Source organism: Streptomyces sp. NPDC085944, assembly GCF_040686295.1.
GTDB classification, from domain to species: domain Bacteria; phylum Actinomycetota; class Actinomycetes; order Streptomycetales; family Streptomycetaceae; genus Streptomyces; species Streptomyces salinarius.
Genome location: NZ_JBFBJX010000008.1, coordinates 186,503 through 200,530 on the forward strand (window position 1 = coordinate 186,503; position 14,028 = coordinate 200,530).

Sequence of the window (14,028 nt, forward strand, 5' to 3'; positions counted from 1 at the left end):
ACAACCTGGCGCGCTACGCCAACGACTTCGCCGCGCACGCTCGGCAGGATGCCGGTGTCGTACGGCACAGGCCGTACCGCGACAGGGGAGGAAAGCCTTGAGACGGATCCTGATCGCCGGCGCCGCAGCGGTGGGACTGCTGCTCGGCATGCCCGGGGCCGCGAGCGCGCACAGCACCGACGACTGGTACGACGTGGGGTCGGTGCCGAGCGGCTACGGCTACGTCGGCTCGTCGAGCAGCCACGTCAGCGGCGTCTACCAGCAGGTCCAGATGTGGCGCAGCAACAACTACGTCGTGCTGGCCGGCTATGTGTCCGACACCAAGACCGACGGCTACTGCGGAACGGCGCAGATCCGGTACGAGATCTATGACAACGGCGGCTGGGTCGGACACTGGCACTACCGGCAGATGCCCGTTTACGACTGCTCGACCGGGACGACGGGCGGCGGCAACTGGAAGAGGTACGTCAAGAGCACCTACAAGGTGCGCAACGTCTCCTCGCGCGCGTGCCACGCCACGTCCTCCGGCGGCATCATCCACTGCGAGTCCGGCTGGCACGGACCCATCTGATCCCCGGTCCGGCCGGCTCACAGGCGGTCCCAGAGCCTGCCGCAGCGGACTCGGCACGGTCCGCGCCTCCTCACCCGTCCCGGGCGTGCCCCCGGGCCCGGCCCCGGTAGGCGCTGGGAGTGGTGCCGTGGCTCGCGCGGAACGCGCGGGTGAAGTCCGCGGCGCGGTCGAAGCCCCACCGGGCCGCGATGGCGCCGATGGGCAGGTGGTCCTGAAGGGGGTCGGCCAGGTCGTGGCCGGAACGCTCCATCCGCCGGTCGCGTATCCAGGCACCGACACTGTGGCCGTGCTCCCGGAACAGCCGGTGGAGGGACCGGGTCGACATGTGGTGTGCCGAGGCGATCTCTCCCACAGTGAGGGAGGGGTCGCCGAGGTGCTGCTCGATGAACGCGGTGATCCGCAGGAACTGGGCGCGACTCCGGGAGTCGGCCGGGACGGCGTCCTCACTGTTCAGATACTGCGCGATGACGGCGGTCGCCAGGTCCACCGCGGTGTTTCCCAGCCGGGCCCTGACGAGGGGGGTGCACAGTCCGCACTCCTTGGCGGTCCCGGCGAGGAACTGCGCGAGCAGCCGCCCCGCCCCCTGACGGGCGTCCAGGCGGACGGCGAGGAGCCGGTCGAGCCGGCGTGCGGGGAACGGCAGCATGGCCTTGGGGAACTGCAACAGGGCACTCCTCGCCCCGGTGCCCGCGGCACACCTCTCCGCGGCCGAGTCGAAGGGCCGGGAGCTGTCGTACAGCACCATGTCCCCCTTCCCGACCACCGCCTGGTTGCGGGCCTGGTCGATCCGCTGGCGCCCGGACTCGATCAAGGCCACCTGGAACAGCTCCGGGTCCGACTGCCGGATGAGCCGGGGCGTGCGCTGCGACAGCAGTGCCCCGTACCTGGCCAGGGACAGCTGGGAGGCGCCGAGCCGCACGGTCCGCAGCCGCGCGGTGAAGGCGCTGTCCCGCTCCACGGCCCTGATCCGGGTCGTCACCAGCGCCAGGGCGGTGATCTCCGCCCACTGGCCGACCTCGTCGACGCACAGGTCGAGGCAGTCGTTCTCGGCGTCCCCTGCGGTGTCCCCCACGTAAGTCCTCCAACCCCACGGACCGGCACGGCGGGTCGCGGGCCATTGTGGCGCGCGGCGAGGGCGGCCGAACAGTGCGTTGTGAGCCATCGGCCGCCGACGCGACAGGCCCCGACGGCAGGGCCGTTCGAGGAGGGGCGGGAACACTTCGGCCGACGCCGAACCGACCGGCCCATAGCGTGCGGGACATGAACGACACGCGAACCGCCGCTAACCCCCTCACGCCCACCGCCGCCGTCACCGGCATGGTCGACCACGTCCTCGCCCTGGCCGCCACCTGGACCCGCTGGGACGGACGGCCCGCACACGTCGACGGCCGCGTCTACACCCCGCACAAGGCGATCCGCCGGGTGGCCGACCACATGGTCGACCACCTCGCGGAGCTGGAGGCCCGGTTGGCGGGGGAGGCGACGCAGCCCGACCACTGGCACGCCTCCACGGTCACCACGGACGCCGACCGCGCCCGCTTCACCGACGAGGATCTTGACGAGGCCCGCAGCCGCCTCACCCGGCTCGCCCGGATCTGGGCCAACCGCCTCGACGCGCTCACCGGCGAACAGCTCGACCACTCGCCCGGCGAGGGCTGGAGCTTTCGCGAACTCGCCGTCCACCTGACGGAATCCGTGTACTACGCGGACGCGGTGGGTGACCTGTCGTGACCGCGTTCGCCGCCCTGCACCGCGCCGGCGAGCCCCTGCTCCTGCCCTGCGCCTGGGACCACGCCTCGGCGCTCGCCCTCGCCGGGCTGGGCTTCCGCGCCGTCGGCACGACGAGCCTCGGCGTCGCGGCGTCGGCCGGGCGGCCCGACGGAGCCTCGGCGACCCGCGACGAGACGCTGCGGCTGGCTCTCACCCTCGGATCGGCCCCCTTCCTGCTCTCGGTCGACGCCGAGGGCGGGTACAGCGACGACCCGGACGAGGTGGGGGAGCTGGCGCGGCAGCTCGCGGCGGTCGGCGCCGTCGGCATCAACCTGGAGGACGCCCTGGGACCGGCCGACCGGCACGCCGCGAAGATCGCCGCGGTCCGCAGGGCCGCCCCCGGCCTCTTCGTCAACGCCCGTACGGACACGTACTGGTCGGGCGACGGCGACTGGTCCGACACCCTGCGGCGCCTGGAGGCCTACCGCGAGGCCGGCGCCGACGGCGTCTTCGTCCCCGGCCTCACCGACCCGGCCCGCATCGCCTCCCTCACCGCCCGCCTCGACGTCCCCCTGAACGTCCTGTACACGCCCTCCGGACCCGCCCTGGCGCACCTCGCCGACCTCGGTGTCGGCCGCGTCAGCCTCGGCTCGCTGCTCTACCGGCGCGCATTGGGCGCCGCCCTGGAGGCGGCCGCGGACCTCCGGGCGGGCCGGGAGCCGGGCGGCGGTCCGACGCCGACCTACGACGAGGTCCGGGAACTGACCGGCTAGCCGGCGGTGCCCTTCCACTCCTCGTTCTCGTCCTCTTGCCCTTCCGCCCGCGGCCAGTTCTCCAGCGCCACGTGCAGGGCGTCGACCGCCTTGTCCCAGGACGCCCGTACGTCGCGCGGGGCGCCGAAGCCCCCGGAGGCCTCCAGCGCGCAGTAGCCGTGGAAGGTGGCACGCAGCAGGCGTACGGCGTCCGTGAGGTCGGGTTCGGTCAGGCCGTAGGCGCGCAGCATGCCGTAGGTGATCTCGGCGGTGCGGCGCAGGGCGGGGGAGTCGGCCACCAGGGCCTGGTCGACACGGATCTGGGTGGCGGCGTAACGACCGGGGTGGCGCAGGGCGTACGCCCGGTAGGCGCCGGCGAAGGCGGCCAGCGCCTCCTTCCCGGCCCGGCCGGCCACCGCCTGCGCGATCTTTTCGATCAGCTCGCCGCCGGCCAGCAACGCGACCCGGACGCGCAGGTCCTGGAGGTTTTTGACGTGCGTGTACAGACTGGCGTCCCGCACTCCCAGGCGCCGGGCGAGGGCGGAGACGGTGACCGCCTCGAACCCGGTCTCGTCGGCGAGATCGGCGGCCTCGGCGACGACGCGGTCCGTGGTGAGACCCGCTCGGGGCATGGGCCACCTTCCTGCAGCCTGGGAATCCTGGGTTTCATGCTAGGTCAGGACGGGCGGCAGACACGGATCACCCGCAAGTCGTTCAACGTTCACCTTCCGCGTCGATCCTCCTCGAAGTCGCGCACGGCGGCGGTATTCAGGAGGAAGACTCATGGGGCACGGACACGGACACGGACACGGGCACGGACACGCGCACGGCCACCACCACGGACACCCGCACGGCCACGAGCACGACACCCCGTCGGCCCTGCCCGCCGCCTTCGACACCAGCGTCCCCGACGAGGCCCTGAGCCCCGAACAGCAGTCGCGGCGCGGGCTGCTGCGCCGCGCGGGCCTGCTCGGCGCCGGACTGGCCGCCGGTACCGTCCTCGCCCAGACCGGGACCGCTGCCGCCGCCCCCGCTCCGGCCGCGAGCAACGGCCGCCGCAGGAAGGGCTTCCTCTGGCTGGCCGGCGACCACCACATCCACACCCAGTACAGCAGCGACGGCAAGTACCGCGTCGTCGACCAGGTCCGCCAGGGCGCCCGCCACGGCATGGACTGGCTGGTCATCACCGACCACGGCAGCGCCACCCACGCCAGGATCGGGGTGGAGAAGGTCAACCCGGACATCCGCGAGGCCCGCGAAGCCCACGACGACACCCTCGTCTTCCAGGGCCTGGAGTGGAACATCCCGGCCGCCGAACACGGCACCGTCTTCGTCCACCCCGGCAAGCACGAGGTCTCCGTCCTCAAGCAGTTCGAGACCGACTACGACGGCGGCGTCAAGGGAGCCACCGACTCCACCCCCGCCAACGAGGCCCTTGCCATCGCCGGTCTGTCCTTCCTCGCCGAACAGGTCGAGCGGCGCAAGGTCAAGGACGCCCTGATGCTCGCCAACCACCCGGCGCGCAAGGGCATCGACTCCCCGCACGAGATCCGCGCCTGGCGCGACGCCACCCCCCGCGGCCACCAGATCGCCGTCGGCTTCGAGGGCGCCCCGGGCCACCAGGCGGGGGGCCTGCCGAAGCCGCTGGGCCCGGGCGGCGCCCGCGGCATCTACGACGGCAGCCCGAGCGCCAACTCCTTCGCCGGCTACCCGCTGGAGAGCTACCGCACCTGGGGCGGCTTCGACTGGATGACCGCCACCGTCGGCGGCCTGTGGGACAGCCTCATCGCCGAGGGCCGCCCCTGGTGGATCACCGCCAACTCCGACTCCCACCAGGTCTACGCCGACACCGGCGCCCGCGGCGGCGGCGACTTCGACACCAACGGCCGCTACGACGACCCGGTCTACGGCGGGCGGATCGACATCACCCAGAACGACTTCTGGCCCGGCCAGTACAGCCGCACCCACGTCGGCTCCGACGGCTTCTCCTACGCCGCCGTCATGGACGGCATCCGGGCCGGCCGTATCTGGGTCGACCACGGGCAGCTCATCAGCGGCCTCGACGTCCGTGTCTCGGGCGGCGGCCGCTGGGCCACGCTCGGCGGCGCCCTGCACGTCCGCAAGGGCACCCGGGTCACCCTCTCCGTCGACGTAGCCCTGGCCGGCGGCCCCAACTGGGCGGGCTTCGTCCCCGAGCTGGCCCGCGTGGACGTCATCCAGGGCGACGTCACCGGCCCGGCCGCCGACAAGGACACCTTCACCGAGCCGTCCGCCCGGGTCGTCAAGTCGTACGAGGTGAACAAGGGCAGCGGCACCGTCCGCCTCACCCACGACCTCGGTCGCGTCGACCGTCCCGTCTACCTCCGCACCCGCGGCACCGACGGCAACCGCTCCGCCGTCGGCGCGCGCGGCGCCAAGGTCGACCCGGCCGGTCCCGCGATCGACGTCGTGGGCGACGCCGACCCGTGGCGCGACCTGTGGTTCTACTCCAACCCGGTGTGGATCCTCCCGTCGTGACCCACACCGCCCACGTGCCGTACGTCCTCGGTGTCGACACGGACACGACGACGCTGCGCGAGGCCGACCACCTGCTCCGGGCGCTCGCGTCCGAACTCGCCCTTCCCGAGGGCGTCTTCGGCTGCACGCACCTGGTGCGGGACGGCCGCCCGCGGGTCGCCCTGTCCCTCGCCGCCGAGTCCGAGCCGGTCCTGCGCACCGTCCCGGACCGGCTCGTCGAGCAGGGCTACGAGGTGAGCGACGGCGCTCCCGACGAAGCCGGCCGTGCCGTCCTCTTCCCGGGCGCCGGCGCCCTCACCGGCACGCTCACGCTCGCCGAACTGCTGGCGCGCTCCGCGATCGACCGGGTGACGGTACTGGGCACGCCGGGCGAACCGGACCCCCGGACCCTGCTGGTGACCCGGGAACACGTCCGGCCGCACTGGCAGGACGGCCGCCTCGTCCTGGCCGCCATGCCCGCCGCGGGCGGCACCCTCGTACCCTTCGAGGACCCGGACCCGACACCGTGCTGCGCGGACCACTGACCGGCCGGTGACCGCGGCGCGCGGAGCGTCGGCGGCTCCGCTGGTGGTCGCGGACCTGACCGTGGGCGGCGGGGAGGCGACCGGTCCGCAGGGCGGGCCGGCCCAGGGCCCGCCGGTGCCGTTCAGCCGCCCAGCACCCCGCGCACGAACGCGTTGGTGAACTTCCCGGACGGGTCGAGCGTCCCGGCCAGCGCCCGGAAGTCGCCCAGCCGCGGGTACAGTCCGCGCAGCCGGTCCGCCGGGGTCGTGAACACCTTCCCCCAGTGCGGGCGGGCCGCGAAGGGCGCGAGCGCCTCCTCCAGCCGCCGCACCACCGGCAGCACCGCCGCCGTGTCCTCGACCCAGGTGAAGTGCGCCGCCACGGTGCTGCGGCCGTACGCCGGGCTCAGCCACTGCTCGTCGGCGGCGACCGTACGGATCTCGCAGGTCTGCAGCACCGGCGCGAGCGTCTCGCGTATCGCGTCCATCGCGTGCAGGGCGGCCACGGCGTGCTCCCGGGGCAGCAGGTACTCCGACTGCAGCTCGGCCCCGCTGCTGGGCGTGAACTCGGCGCGGAAGTGCGGCAACCGCTCGTGCCAGGGCCCCGGCACCCCGAACTGCTCGGTGCAGTTGACCGCGGGCATGCCCGGCACCGGATGCATCTTCTCGGCGGCCGGAACGGCGTACGGGAAGTCGGGCAGCGGCTGGTCGGTGCGGCGCTTCAGCCACACCTGGCGGAACCCGGGTGCCCGCCAGTCCGTGAACAGGCTCACGCTGTACGCCGCCGCCATCACCGTCTCGAACGTCGCCGGGTCCAGGCCGGCCAGCGGCAGCTCGGTGAAGACGTGCTGCTCCACCTCGTAGGCCGGCTCCAGATCGAGCGTGAGCGAGGTCACCACACCCAGTGCGCCCAGCGAGGTCACCGCGCCGCCGAAGCGCTCGTCGCCCCGCGCGAGCACCACGGTCGATCCGTCCGCGGTGACCAGCTCCACCTCGCGGACCACCGAGGCCAGCGGACCGTTGCCCACCCCCGAGCCGTGCGTGCCGGTCGCCACGGACCCGGCGACCGAGATGTGCGGCAGCGAGGCCATGTTCGGCAGGGCGAGTCCCCGCGCGTGCACCAGCCGCGCCAGCTCCGCGTACCGCACACCGCCGCCGACCCGCACCGTACGGGCGGTCGTGTCCACGTCCATCTCGGCGGGCAGGTCCGCCAGCGACAGCAGGGCGCCCCCGTCGCCCGGCTCGGCGATCTCGTTGAAGGAGTGCCCGCTGCCCAGCACCCGGACCCCGGCGCTGTCCGCCACCAGGGCCCGCAGCGCGTCCAGGGAGTGCGGCCGGAGCAGTTCCCTGGCCGTGTACGTGATGTTGCCGGCCCAGTTGGTCACCGTGATGTCGCTCATACCGTGGAACCTACCCGGCGCGCCCGGGAGGGGACCCGGGAGGGAAGCCGCTCCCGCGGGGGCATACCGTGAGAAGTCGAACGCCGGAGCTGGGAGGAGACACGGGATGGACAGCCGTACCGCGCTGGTCGAGGATCTGATGGAGCGGTTCCCGAACGTACCGCGCGAGGCCGTCTTCAAGGAGGACCTCCTGCGGGGCGGCGTCGCCTTCGACCCCTCGGCGCTGAGCGACAACGAGAGCGGCGAGGTGAAGCCGAAGTCGTACTTCATCTTCTCCTTCGACCACGGCACCCTGCCCGAGCTGGGCGAGGCCGCCCTGCGCCGCCCGCCCGAGGAGATCATCCTCACCGGCGGCCCCTACGACCTGCGCCGCACCGTCGTCTCGGTCCGCGTGAACCCGGCCTCGCCCTACCGGGTCGCCGCGAACGAGGACGGGGTCCTCGGCCTCTACCTCGACGGCAGGCGGATCGCCGACGTCGGCGTGCCGCCCATGCCCGAGTACTACCGGCACAAGCTCTCCAACGGGAAGTCCGTCATGGAGGTGGCCCCGACCATCCAGTGGGGCTACCTGATCTACCTGACGGCGTTCCGCGTCTGCCAGTACTTCGGCGCCAAGGAGGAGTGCCAGTACTGCGACATCAACCACAACTGGCGCCAGCACAAGGCGGCCGGGCGGCCCTACACGGGCGTGAAGGACGTCGACGAGGTCCTCGAGGCGCTGGACATCATCAACAGGTACGACACCGGCAGGATCTCCACCGCGTACACGCTCACCGGCGGCGCGATCACGTCCAAGGTCCAGGGTCTGGACGAGGCCGACTTCTACGGGCGGTACGCCAAGGCCATCGAGGAGCACTTCCCCGGCCGCTGGATCGGCAAGGTCGTCGCCCAGGCCCTGCCCAAGCCGGACGTCCAGCGCTTCAAGGACTACGGCGTGCAGATCTACCACCCCAACTTCGAGGTGTGGGACGAGTACCTGTTCAAGATGTACTGCCCCGGCAAGGAGCGCTACGTCGGCCGTGACGAGTGGCACCGGCGCATCCTCGACTCCACCGAGGTCTTCGGCGCCCGCAACGTCATCCCCAACTTCGTCGCGGGCGTGGAGATGGCCGAGCCCTTCGGCTTCAAGACCGTCGACGAGGCCGTCGCGTCCACCACCGAGGGCCTGCGCTTCTTCATGTCGCACGGCATCACGCCCCGCTTCACCACCTGGTGCCCCGAGCCCACCACCCCGCTCGGCAAGACCAACCCCGACGGCGCCCCGCTGGAGTACCACATCCGCCTGCTCCAGGCCTACCGCCAGACCATGGAGGACTACGGCCTCTCCTCGCCCCCCGGCTACGGCCCGCCCGGCGCCGGCAACGCGGTCTTCTCGGTCAGCTCCTTCATGGACAGCCTTCCGGCGGACGCGCCCGTGGAGGTGTGACACGTTCGTCAACGGACGGTTGCCCAAGGTCAGGGTGGAGGTCTGACTTGAGCAGGGGTGAATGCCTTCCCTTCGGCTGATGTGATCGTGCCTGGTCAGAGCCTAGTTTCTCAGTGAGACAGAGAAGCTGGAACGGCTGGGGAGCAATTCATCCATGATCACCCTGCAGGGGCTGACGAAGAGGTACGGCGATCAGACCGCCGTGGGCCACCTGTCCCTCACCATCGGAGCGGGCAAGGTCACCGGGTTCCTCGGGCCCAACGGTGCGGACAAGACCACCACCATGCGGGTGATCACGGCGATCCGGGTCCGCTCCCGCAGCCGGGCCTGGTCGATCAGGATGCGCTGCTGCAACTCCGTCTGGCGGGCGTGCTCCCAGCCCGCGAGCTGCAGTTCGTGCCGCTGCTGCCAGTAGCGGCCGGTCAGCCAGGGCAGCAGACAGGCGAAGATCAGCACCGTCAGCAGCAGGAACCAGACCGGCAGCGACAGATGGACCACGACCGCGAGCACCGAGCCGACGACGATCGTGCCGCCGACGGCCGGCAGCACCGCCGCGGCGGGCACCGGGAGCCGCCCCAGGGCGAAGCTGATGACGAAGACGGCGGGCAGGTACGGCGAGAGGACCGCCGACCCCAGGTCGTTGTCCAGGGTGCCGAGGGTCCACCACAGGGCGAGGCACAGCACGAACGAGACCAGGGGCAGGTCCCGGTGCAGCGCGACGGCGGCACCGGTGACCACGGCCCCGATCAGGATCTGCCACCACGTGTTCAGGCCGTCCGGGAACCCCGAGGACAGCAGCAGGGCCGGGACGTTGAGCGCGGCCCACACGAGTAGTGCCGGGACCAGCGAGCGCCTCCTGGGCCGCTTCTGCTCGACGGGCGCGGTGCCGGGCCGGACAGGGGTGGGGAAGGCGACTGATCCTTTCACGTCGGCAAGGCTAATTACTTCCGGCAGCCGTCGGTACTGACGAAGGTCATGAGGCCGCCGGCCCCACGGAGGGGCGCCGAGGCCGCTTCCCCGAAAACCGCTGGTGCGTGGTTCGGGGCGGCGGCTAAGGTCGTGTTCGTTCCCGCGGCTGCTCCGTAGCCGCCGTCTGCCGCGCATGACCTGGAGGTGTTGACCGATGACTGTCGCCGCGCCGGGCGCTGCCCGATTCCGGATCATCAAGTCCACCTCCGTGGCCACCGGCTGACACCACTTCCTTCCGCGCGTTTGTGCACGCGCCGCCGGGGCCGCCCTTGTGAAGGGTCACCCTTGACTTCCCACTCCGCTTCCTCCTCCCTGCCCTCCTCCACCCTGACGTCCTACGGCTGGGACGACGACTGGGCCGACGCGTTCGCGCCGCACGCCGCCGAAGGGCTGCTGCCCGGCCGGGTCCTCCGCGTCGACCGGGGTCAGTGCGACGTCGTCACCGCGGACGGCGTCCTGCGGGCCGACACCGCGTTCGTCACCCCCAACGACCCCCTGCGCGTCGTCTGCACCGGCGACTGGGTCGCCGTCGACCCCGAGGGCGGCACTCCGCGCTACGTACGCACGTATCTGCCGCGCCGTACCGCCTTCGTGCGCTCCACCTCCTCCAAGCGGTCCGAGGGGCAGATCCTCGCGGCCAACGTCGACCACGCCATCGTCGCCGTGTCGCTCGCGGGGGAGCTGGACCTCGCCCGGATCGAACGGTTCCTCGCCCTCGCCTGGGAATCCGGGGCGCAGCCCCTGGTCGTCCTCACCAAGGCCGACCTCGTGCCCGACCCGGTGACCCTGGCGCACCTCGTCCAGGACGTGGAGACGGCCGCGCCCGGCGTGCCGGTGCTCTCCGTCAGCGCCGAGCAGGGCGAGGGGCTCGACGTCCTCGCCGCCGTCGTCTCCGGCGGCACGGCCGTGCTGCTCGGGCAGTCCGGCGCCGGCAAGTCCACCCTCGCCAACGCGCTGATCGGCGAGGACGTCATGGGGGTGCAGGCCATCCGCGACGTCGACGGCAAGGGCCGGCACACCACCACCACGCGCAACCTCCTCGCCCTGCCCGGCGGGGGAGTGCTGATCGACACCCCCGGTCTGCGGGGCGTCGGGCTCTTCGACGCGGGCGGCGGGGTCGGGCAGGTGTTCGCCGAGATCGAGGAGCTGGCCGAGGGCTGCCGGTTCCACGACTGCGCCCACGAGTCCGAGCCGGGCTGCGCCGTCCTCGCCGCCATCGACAGCGGGGAACTGCCCGTGCGACGGCTGGAGAGCTACCGCAAGCTCGTGCGGGAGAACCAGCGCATCGTCGCCAAGACCGACGCCCGGCTGCGGGCCGAGATCCGCAAGGAATGGAAGCGCCGGGGCGCCATCGGCAAGGCGGCGATGGAGGCCAAGCGGGGCGGCCTGCGTTAGGGGGCGTCGTTCGGATCGGGTCGGCTGCAGGCAACGGTGCCTCGTGGCCGACCCGAGTGGGGGCGATGGGGCCCCTCCCGCGCGAGCCAAGCCGAGCGTGGGGGAGCGTGCGGCTGCGAGGTGGAGGAGGGTGCCGGGGCGGAGCCCTGGCAACCGACGACAACGCCGCTGGGGCCCCTCCCACGGCCTTCAGGCAGTGGAAGAGCGCGTGCCAGGCCCCGCGACCCCGGCACGATCCAAACGACGCCCCCCAGCCCCGCTGCCGCTCCAACGTGGTGTCCGATTTCCGCCAGCCCGGTCCGCCGGTCCGGCGGAGACTGGACTGCGTGACAGGGACAGCGCAGTACGAGAAGACGCACGAGGACGGCAGGTACGAGGCCGTGCGGAGCCGGGACGCCCGGTTCGACGGCGCGTTCTTCTTCGCCGTCGAGACGACCGGCATCTACTGCCGCCCCAGCTGCCCGGCGGTCACGCCGAAGCGGCACAACGTGCGGTTCTTCCCCACGGCCGCCGCCGCGCAGGGCTCGGGTTTCCGGGCCTGCCGGCGGTGCCGTCCCGACGCCGTGCCGGGCTCCGCCGACTGGAACGTCCGCGCCGACGTCGTGGGCCGGGCCATGCGGCTGATCGGCGACGGCGTCGTCGACCGCGAGGGCGTCGCCGGACTGGCCGTCCGGCTCGGCTACAGCGCCCGCCAGGTGCAGCGCCAGCTCACCGCCGAGGTCGGCGCGGGACCCGTCGCCCTCGCCCGAGCCCAGCGGGCGCACACCGCACGCGTCCTGCTGCAGACCACCGGCCTGCCGGTCACCGAGATCGCCTTCGCGTCCGGCTTCGCCAGCGTGCGGCAGTTCAACGACACGATCCGGGCCGTGTACGCGGCCACCCCGAGCGAGCTGCGCGCCGCCGCCCCGGCCCACGACCGCGCCGCCCGGCGCACGGCCACCCCCACCGCCGGCGTCCCGCTGCGCCTCGCCCACCGCGGGCCCTACCAGCCCGGTCCCGTCTTCGACCTGCTCCAGCGGGAGGCCGTCGCCGGGGTCGAGGAGGTGAGCGGCGCACCCGGCCGCCGCGTCTACCGGCGCACCCTGCGCCTGCCGTACGGCACCGGGATCGTCGCCGTCCAGGAACGGCCGGGGCGCCAGGACCGGCCGGACCGGGCGGGCCGGACCGGCAGCGGCGGCTGGCTGGAGGCCCGCCTCCACCTCACCGACCTGCGCGACCTCACCACCTCCGTACAGCGGCTGCGGCGGCTGTTCGACCTCGACGCCGACCCGTACGCCGTCGACGAGCGGCTCGGCGCCGACCCCCGGCTCGCCCCGCTGGTCGCCGCCCGCCCCGGGCTGCGCTCACCGGGCACCGCCGACCCCGACGAACTCGCGGTACGGGCCCTGGTGGGGCGCGCGGAGTCCGAGCGGCTCGTCCAGCGGTACGGCAAGGCACTCGACGCGCCCTGCGGCACCCTCACCCACCTCTTCCCCGAACCGGCCGTCCTCGCCGAGGCCGCGCCCTGTGGCGCCCCGGGCGCGCTCGCCGCCGCCCTCGCCGACGGCGCCGTACGCCTGGACCCGGGCGCCGACCGGGACGACGCCGAGCGCGCCCTGCTCGCCGTGCCCGGCCTCGACGCCCGTACCGTCGCCGTCGTGCGCACCCGCGCCCTCGGCGACCCGGACGTCGGCCCGCCCGGCCCCGCCGTCCCCGACACCTGGCGCCCCTGGCGCTCGTACGCACTGAACCACCTGCGCGCAGCAGGAGAGTGGGAGAACGACCGATGACCACCCCCGCCACCACCTACTGGCACGAGATCGGCAGTCCCGTCGGACGGCTGCTGCTGACCGCCGGACCCGACGGGGCGATCACCTCCCTGTCCGTGCCCGGGCAGAAGGGCGGCCGCAGCGTCCAGGACGGCTGGCGGCACGACGCCGGGCCGTTCCGGGCGGCCCGGGAGCAGCTCGGCGCCTACTTCGCCGGGGAGTCGACCGGATTCCGGCTGCCGCTGCGCGCCGAGGGCACCGCCTTCCGGGAGCGCGTCTGGGCGGCCCTGGACGACGTGCCCTACGGGGCTACGACCACGTACGGCGAGATCGCCGCGCGCATCGGGGCCTCGCGGCCCGCGGTACGCGCCGTCGGGGGCGCGATCGGCGCCAACCCGCTGCTGATCCTGCGCCCCTGCCACCGGGTGATCGGCGCCGACGGCTCCCTGACCGGGTACGCGGGCGGCCTGGAACGCAAGACGCGGCTGCTGACGCTGGAGGGCGCCCCGGTCAGCCGGCCAGCACCGCTCCCAGCCACGCCCCGGTGATCAGCAGGCACGCGAACAGCTCCGTCAGCAGGTCGGTGCCGCCGTGGCGCATCGCCGTCCGCAGCGACGCCATCGCCTCGCCGTGCCGCCCGAGCCGCAGCCGCTCGGCGAGGTAGACGCCGCCCAGGAAGCCGGGGATCGCGCCCAGTACGGGGACGACCACGAAACCGAGGACGGCGCCGGCGCCCCCGTACGCCGTCAGTCGGCGCATGGCCTCGTCCCGGCGTCTCCTGCGGCGCGGCAGCGCCCAGCGCACCGCCCGGGACAGCAGCAGCACGACGGTGGCGCCGACGAGGACGGCCCACGCGAGCGGCTGCGGGTCCTTCAGCGCCCACCACAGGACCCCGGCCCACACCAGCCACGACCCGGGCACGCCGGGGAGCAGGACGCCGCACAGCCCGAGCAGGATGACCAGGCCGGCCAGCAGGAGGTCCCACGCTCCCATCTGTCCAGGGTGCCGGAGTCCGGCCCGGTCCGCAGAAGTCCGGC

Annotated in this window: 13 protein-coding genes and 1 pseudogene; 10 read left to right on the top strand and 4 right to left on the bottom strand. The window is 73.3% G+C overall.

Features of this window, described 5'->3' with window-relative positions:
- The first annotated feature begins 97 nt into the window (after positions 1–97).
- Positions 98–571, top strand: a complete 474-nt coding sequence (locus AB0P07_RS18105; protein WP_164412358.1) for a hypothetical protein — start codon at positions 98–100, stop codon at positions 569–571.
- A 70-nt stretch (positions 572–641) separates the two neighbouring features.
- Here the strand turns inward: AB0P07_RS18105 and AB0P07_RS18110 are convergent, their stop codons facing one another.
- A complete protein-coding gene (locus tag AB0P07_RS18110) occupies positions 642–1,643 on the bottom strand; it encodes a helix-turn-helix domain-containing protein (RefSeq protein ID WP_365551676.1) in 1,002 nt (333 codons plus the stop codon).
- Between the two features lie 188 nt (positions 1,644–1,831).
- On the opposite strand from AB0P07_RS18110, the gene AB0P07_RS18115 reads away from it, so the two are divergent.
- Positions 1,832–2,302: a hypothetical protein gene (locus AB0P07_RS18115; RefSeq protein ID WP_365551679.1), complete on the top strand. Its 471-nt coding sequence runs from the start codon at positions 1,832–1,834 to the stop codon at positions 2,300–2,302.
- Entirely contained in the window at positions 2,299–3,054 is a 756-nt protein-coding gene (locus AB0P07_RS18120) for an isocitrate lyase/phosphoenolpyruvate mutase family protein (RefSeq protein WP_365551682.1), read from the top strand. Before AB0P07_RS18115 ends, AB0P07_RS18120 begins: the two co-directional genes overlap by 4 nt.
- Here AB0P07_RS18120 and AB0P07_RS18125 read toward each other — a convergent pair.
- Positions 3,051–3,665, bottom strand: a complete 615-nt coding sequence (locus AB0P07_RS18125; protein ID WP_365551685.1) for a WHG domain-containing protein — start codon at positions 3,663–3,665, stop codon at positions 3,051–3,053. The genes AB0P07_RS18120 and AB0P07_RS18125 overlap by 4 nt on opposite strands.
- A 151-nt stretch (positions 3,666–3,816) precedes the next feature.
- On the opposite strand from AB0P07_RS18125, the gene AB0P07_RS18130 reads away from it, so the two are divergent.
- Both AB0P07_RS18130 and AB0P07_RS18135 read left to right on the top strand, forming a co-directional pair.
- Positions 3,817–5,550: a PHP domain-containing protein gene (locus tag AB0P07_RS18130; RefSeq protein WP_365551688.1), complete on the top strand. Its 1,734-nt coding sequence runs from the start codon at positions 3,817–3,819 to the stop codon at positions 5,548–5,550.
- On the top strand, positions 5,547–6,074 hold the full coding sequence (locus AB0P07_RS18135) for a hypothetical protein (protein WP_365551691.1): 528 nt from the start codon (positions 5,547–5,549) through the stop codon (positions 6,072–6,074). Before AB0P07_RS18130 ends, AB0P07_RS18135 begins: the two co-directional genes overlap by 4 nt.
- Before the next feature lie 122 nt (positions 6,075–6,196).
- Here AB0P07_RS18135 and AB0P07_RS18140 read toward each other — a convergent pair whose 3' ends face one another.
- On the bottom strand, positions 6,197–7,453 hold the full coding sequence (locus AB0P07_RS18140; RefSeq protein WP_365551694.1) for an FAD-binding protein: 1,257 nt from the start codon (positions 7,451–7,453) through the stop codon (positions 6,197–6,199).
- Between the two features lie 106 nt (positions 7,454–7,559).
- Here AB0P07_RS18140 and AB0P07_RS18145 point away from each other — a divergent pair, with 106 nt between their 5' ends.
- The 5 genes and pseudogenes from AB0P07_RS18145 to AB0P07_RS18165 all read left to right on the top strand — a co-directional run bounded on the left by AB0P07_RS18145 (position 7,560) and on the right by AB0P07_RS18165 (position 13,539).
- Positions 7,560–8,879: a radical SAM protein gene (locus AB0P07_RS18145; protein ID WP_365551697.1), complete on the top strand. Its 1,320-nt coding sequence runs from the start codon at positions 7,560–7,562 to the stop codon at positions 8,877–8,879.
- Between the two features lie 154 nt (positions 8,880–9,033).
- Positions 9,034–9,174, top strand: a pseudogene (locus tag AB0P07_RS18150) (ABC transporter ATP-binding protein); the annotation flags it as partial.
- Between the two features lie 959 nt (positions 9,175–10,133).
- Complete coding sequence (gene rsgA / locus AB0P07_RS18155; RefSeq protein ID WP_365551699.1) at positions 10,134–11,243, top strand: ribosome small subunit-dependent GTPase A; 1,110 nt, start codon at positions 10,134–10,136, stop codon at positions 11,241–11,243.
- 326 nt (positions 11,244–11,569) lie between these two features.
- Positions 11,570–13,012 (top strand): AlkA N-terminal domain-containing protein, encoded by a 1,443-nt coding sequence (locus AB0P07_RS18160; RefSeq protein WP_365551702.1) that lies wholly within the window; start codon positions 11,570–11,572, stop codon positions 13,010–13,012.
- Complete coding sequence (locus AB0P07_RS18165) at positions 13,009–13,539, top strand: methylated-DNA--[protein]-cysteine S-methyltransferase (RefSeq protein WP_365551705.1); 531 nt, start codon at positions 13,009–13,011, stop codon at positions 13,537–13,539. Before AB0P07_RS18160 ends, AB0P07_RS18165 begins: the two co-directional genes overlap by 4 nt.
- On the opposite strand, the gene AB0P07_RS18170 is transcribed toward AB0P07_RS18165, so the two are convergent.
- Entirely contained in the window at positions 13,502–13,984 is a 483-nt protein-coding gene (locus tag AB0P07_RS18170) for a DUF456 domain-containing protein (protein WP_263547541.1), read from the bottom strand. The genes AB0P07_RS18165 and AB0P07_RS18170 overlap by 38 nt on opposite strands.
- Positions 13,985–14,028: the final 44 nt, after the last annotated feature.

Coding starts and splice junctions, on each gene's coding strand:
- AB0P07_RS18145 (WP_365551697.1), top strand. CDS start 7,560: ATGGACAGCCGTACCGCGCTGGTCGAGGATCTGATGGAGCGGTTCCCG.
- AB0P07_RS18170 (WP_263547541.1), bottom strand. CDS start 13,984: ATGGGAGCGTGGGACCTCCTGCTGGCCGGCCTGGTCATCCTGCTCGGG.
- AB0P07_RS18125 (WP_365551685.1), bottom strand. CDS start 3,665: ATGCCCCGAGCGGGTCTCACCACGGACCGCGTCGTCGCCGAGGCCGCC.
- AB0P07_RS18140 (WP_365551694.1), bottom strand. CDS start 7,453: ATGAGCGACATCACGGTGACCAACTGGGCCGGCAACATCACGTACACG.
- AB0P07_RS18130 (WP_365551688.1), top strand. CDS start 3,817: ATGGGGCACGGACACGGACACGGACACGGGCACGGACACGCGCACGGC.
- AB0P07_RS18165 (WP_365551705.1), top strand. CDS start 13,009: ATGACCACCCCCGCCACCACCTACTGGCACGAGATCGGCAGTCCCGTC.
- AB0P07_RS18115 (WP_365551679.1), top strand. CDS start 1,832: ATGAACGACACGCGAACCGCCGCTAACCCCCTCACGCCCACCGCCGCC.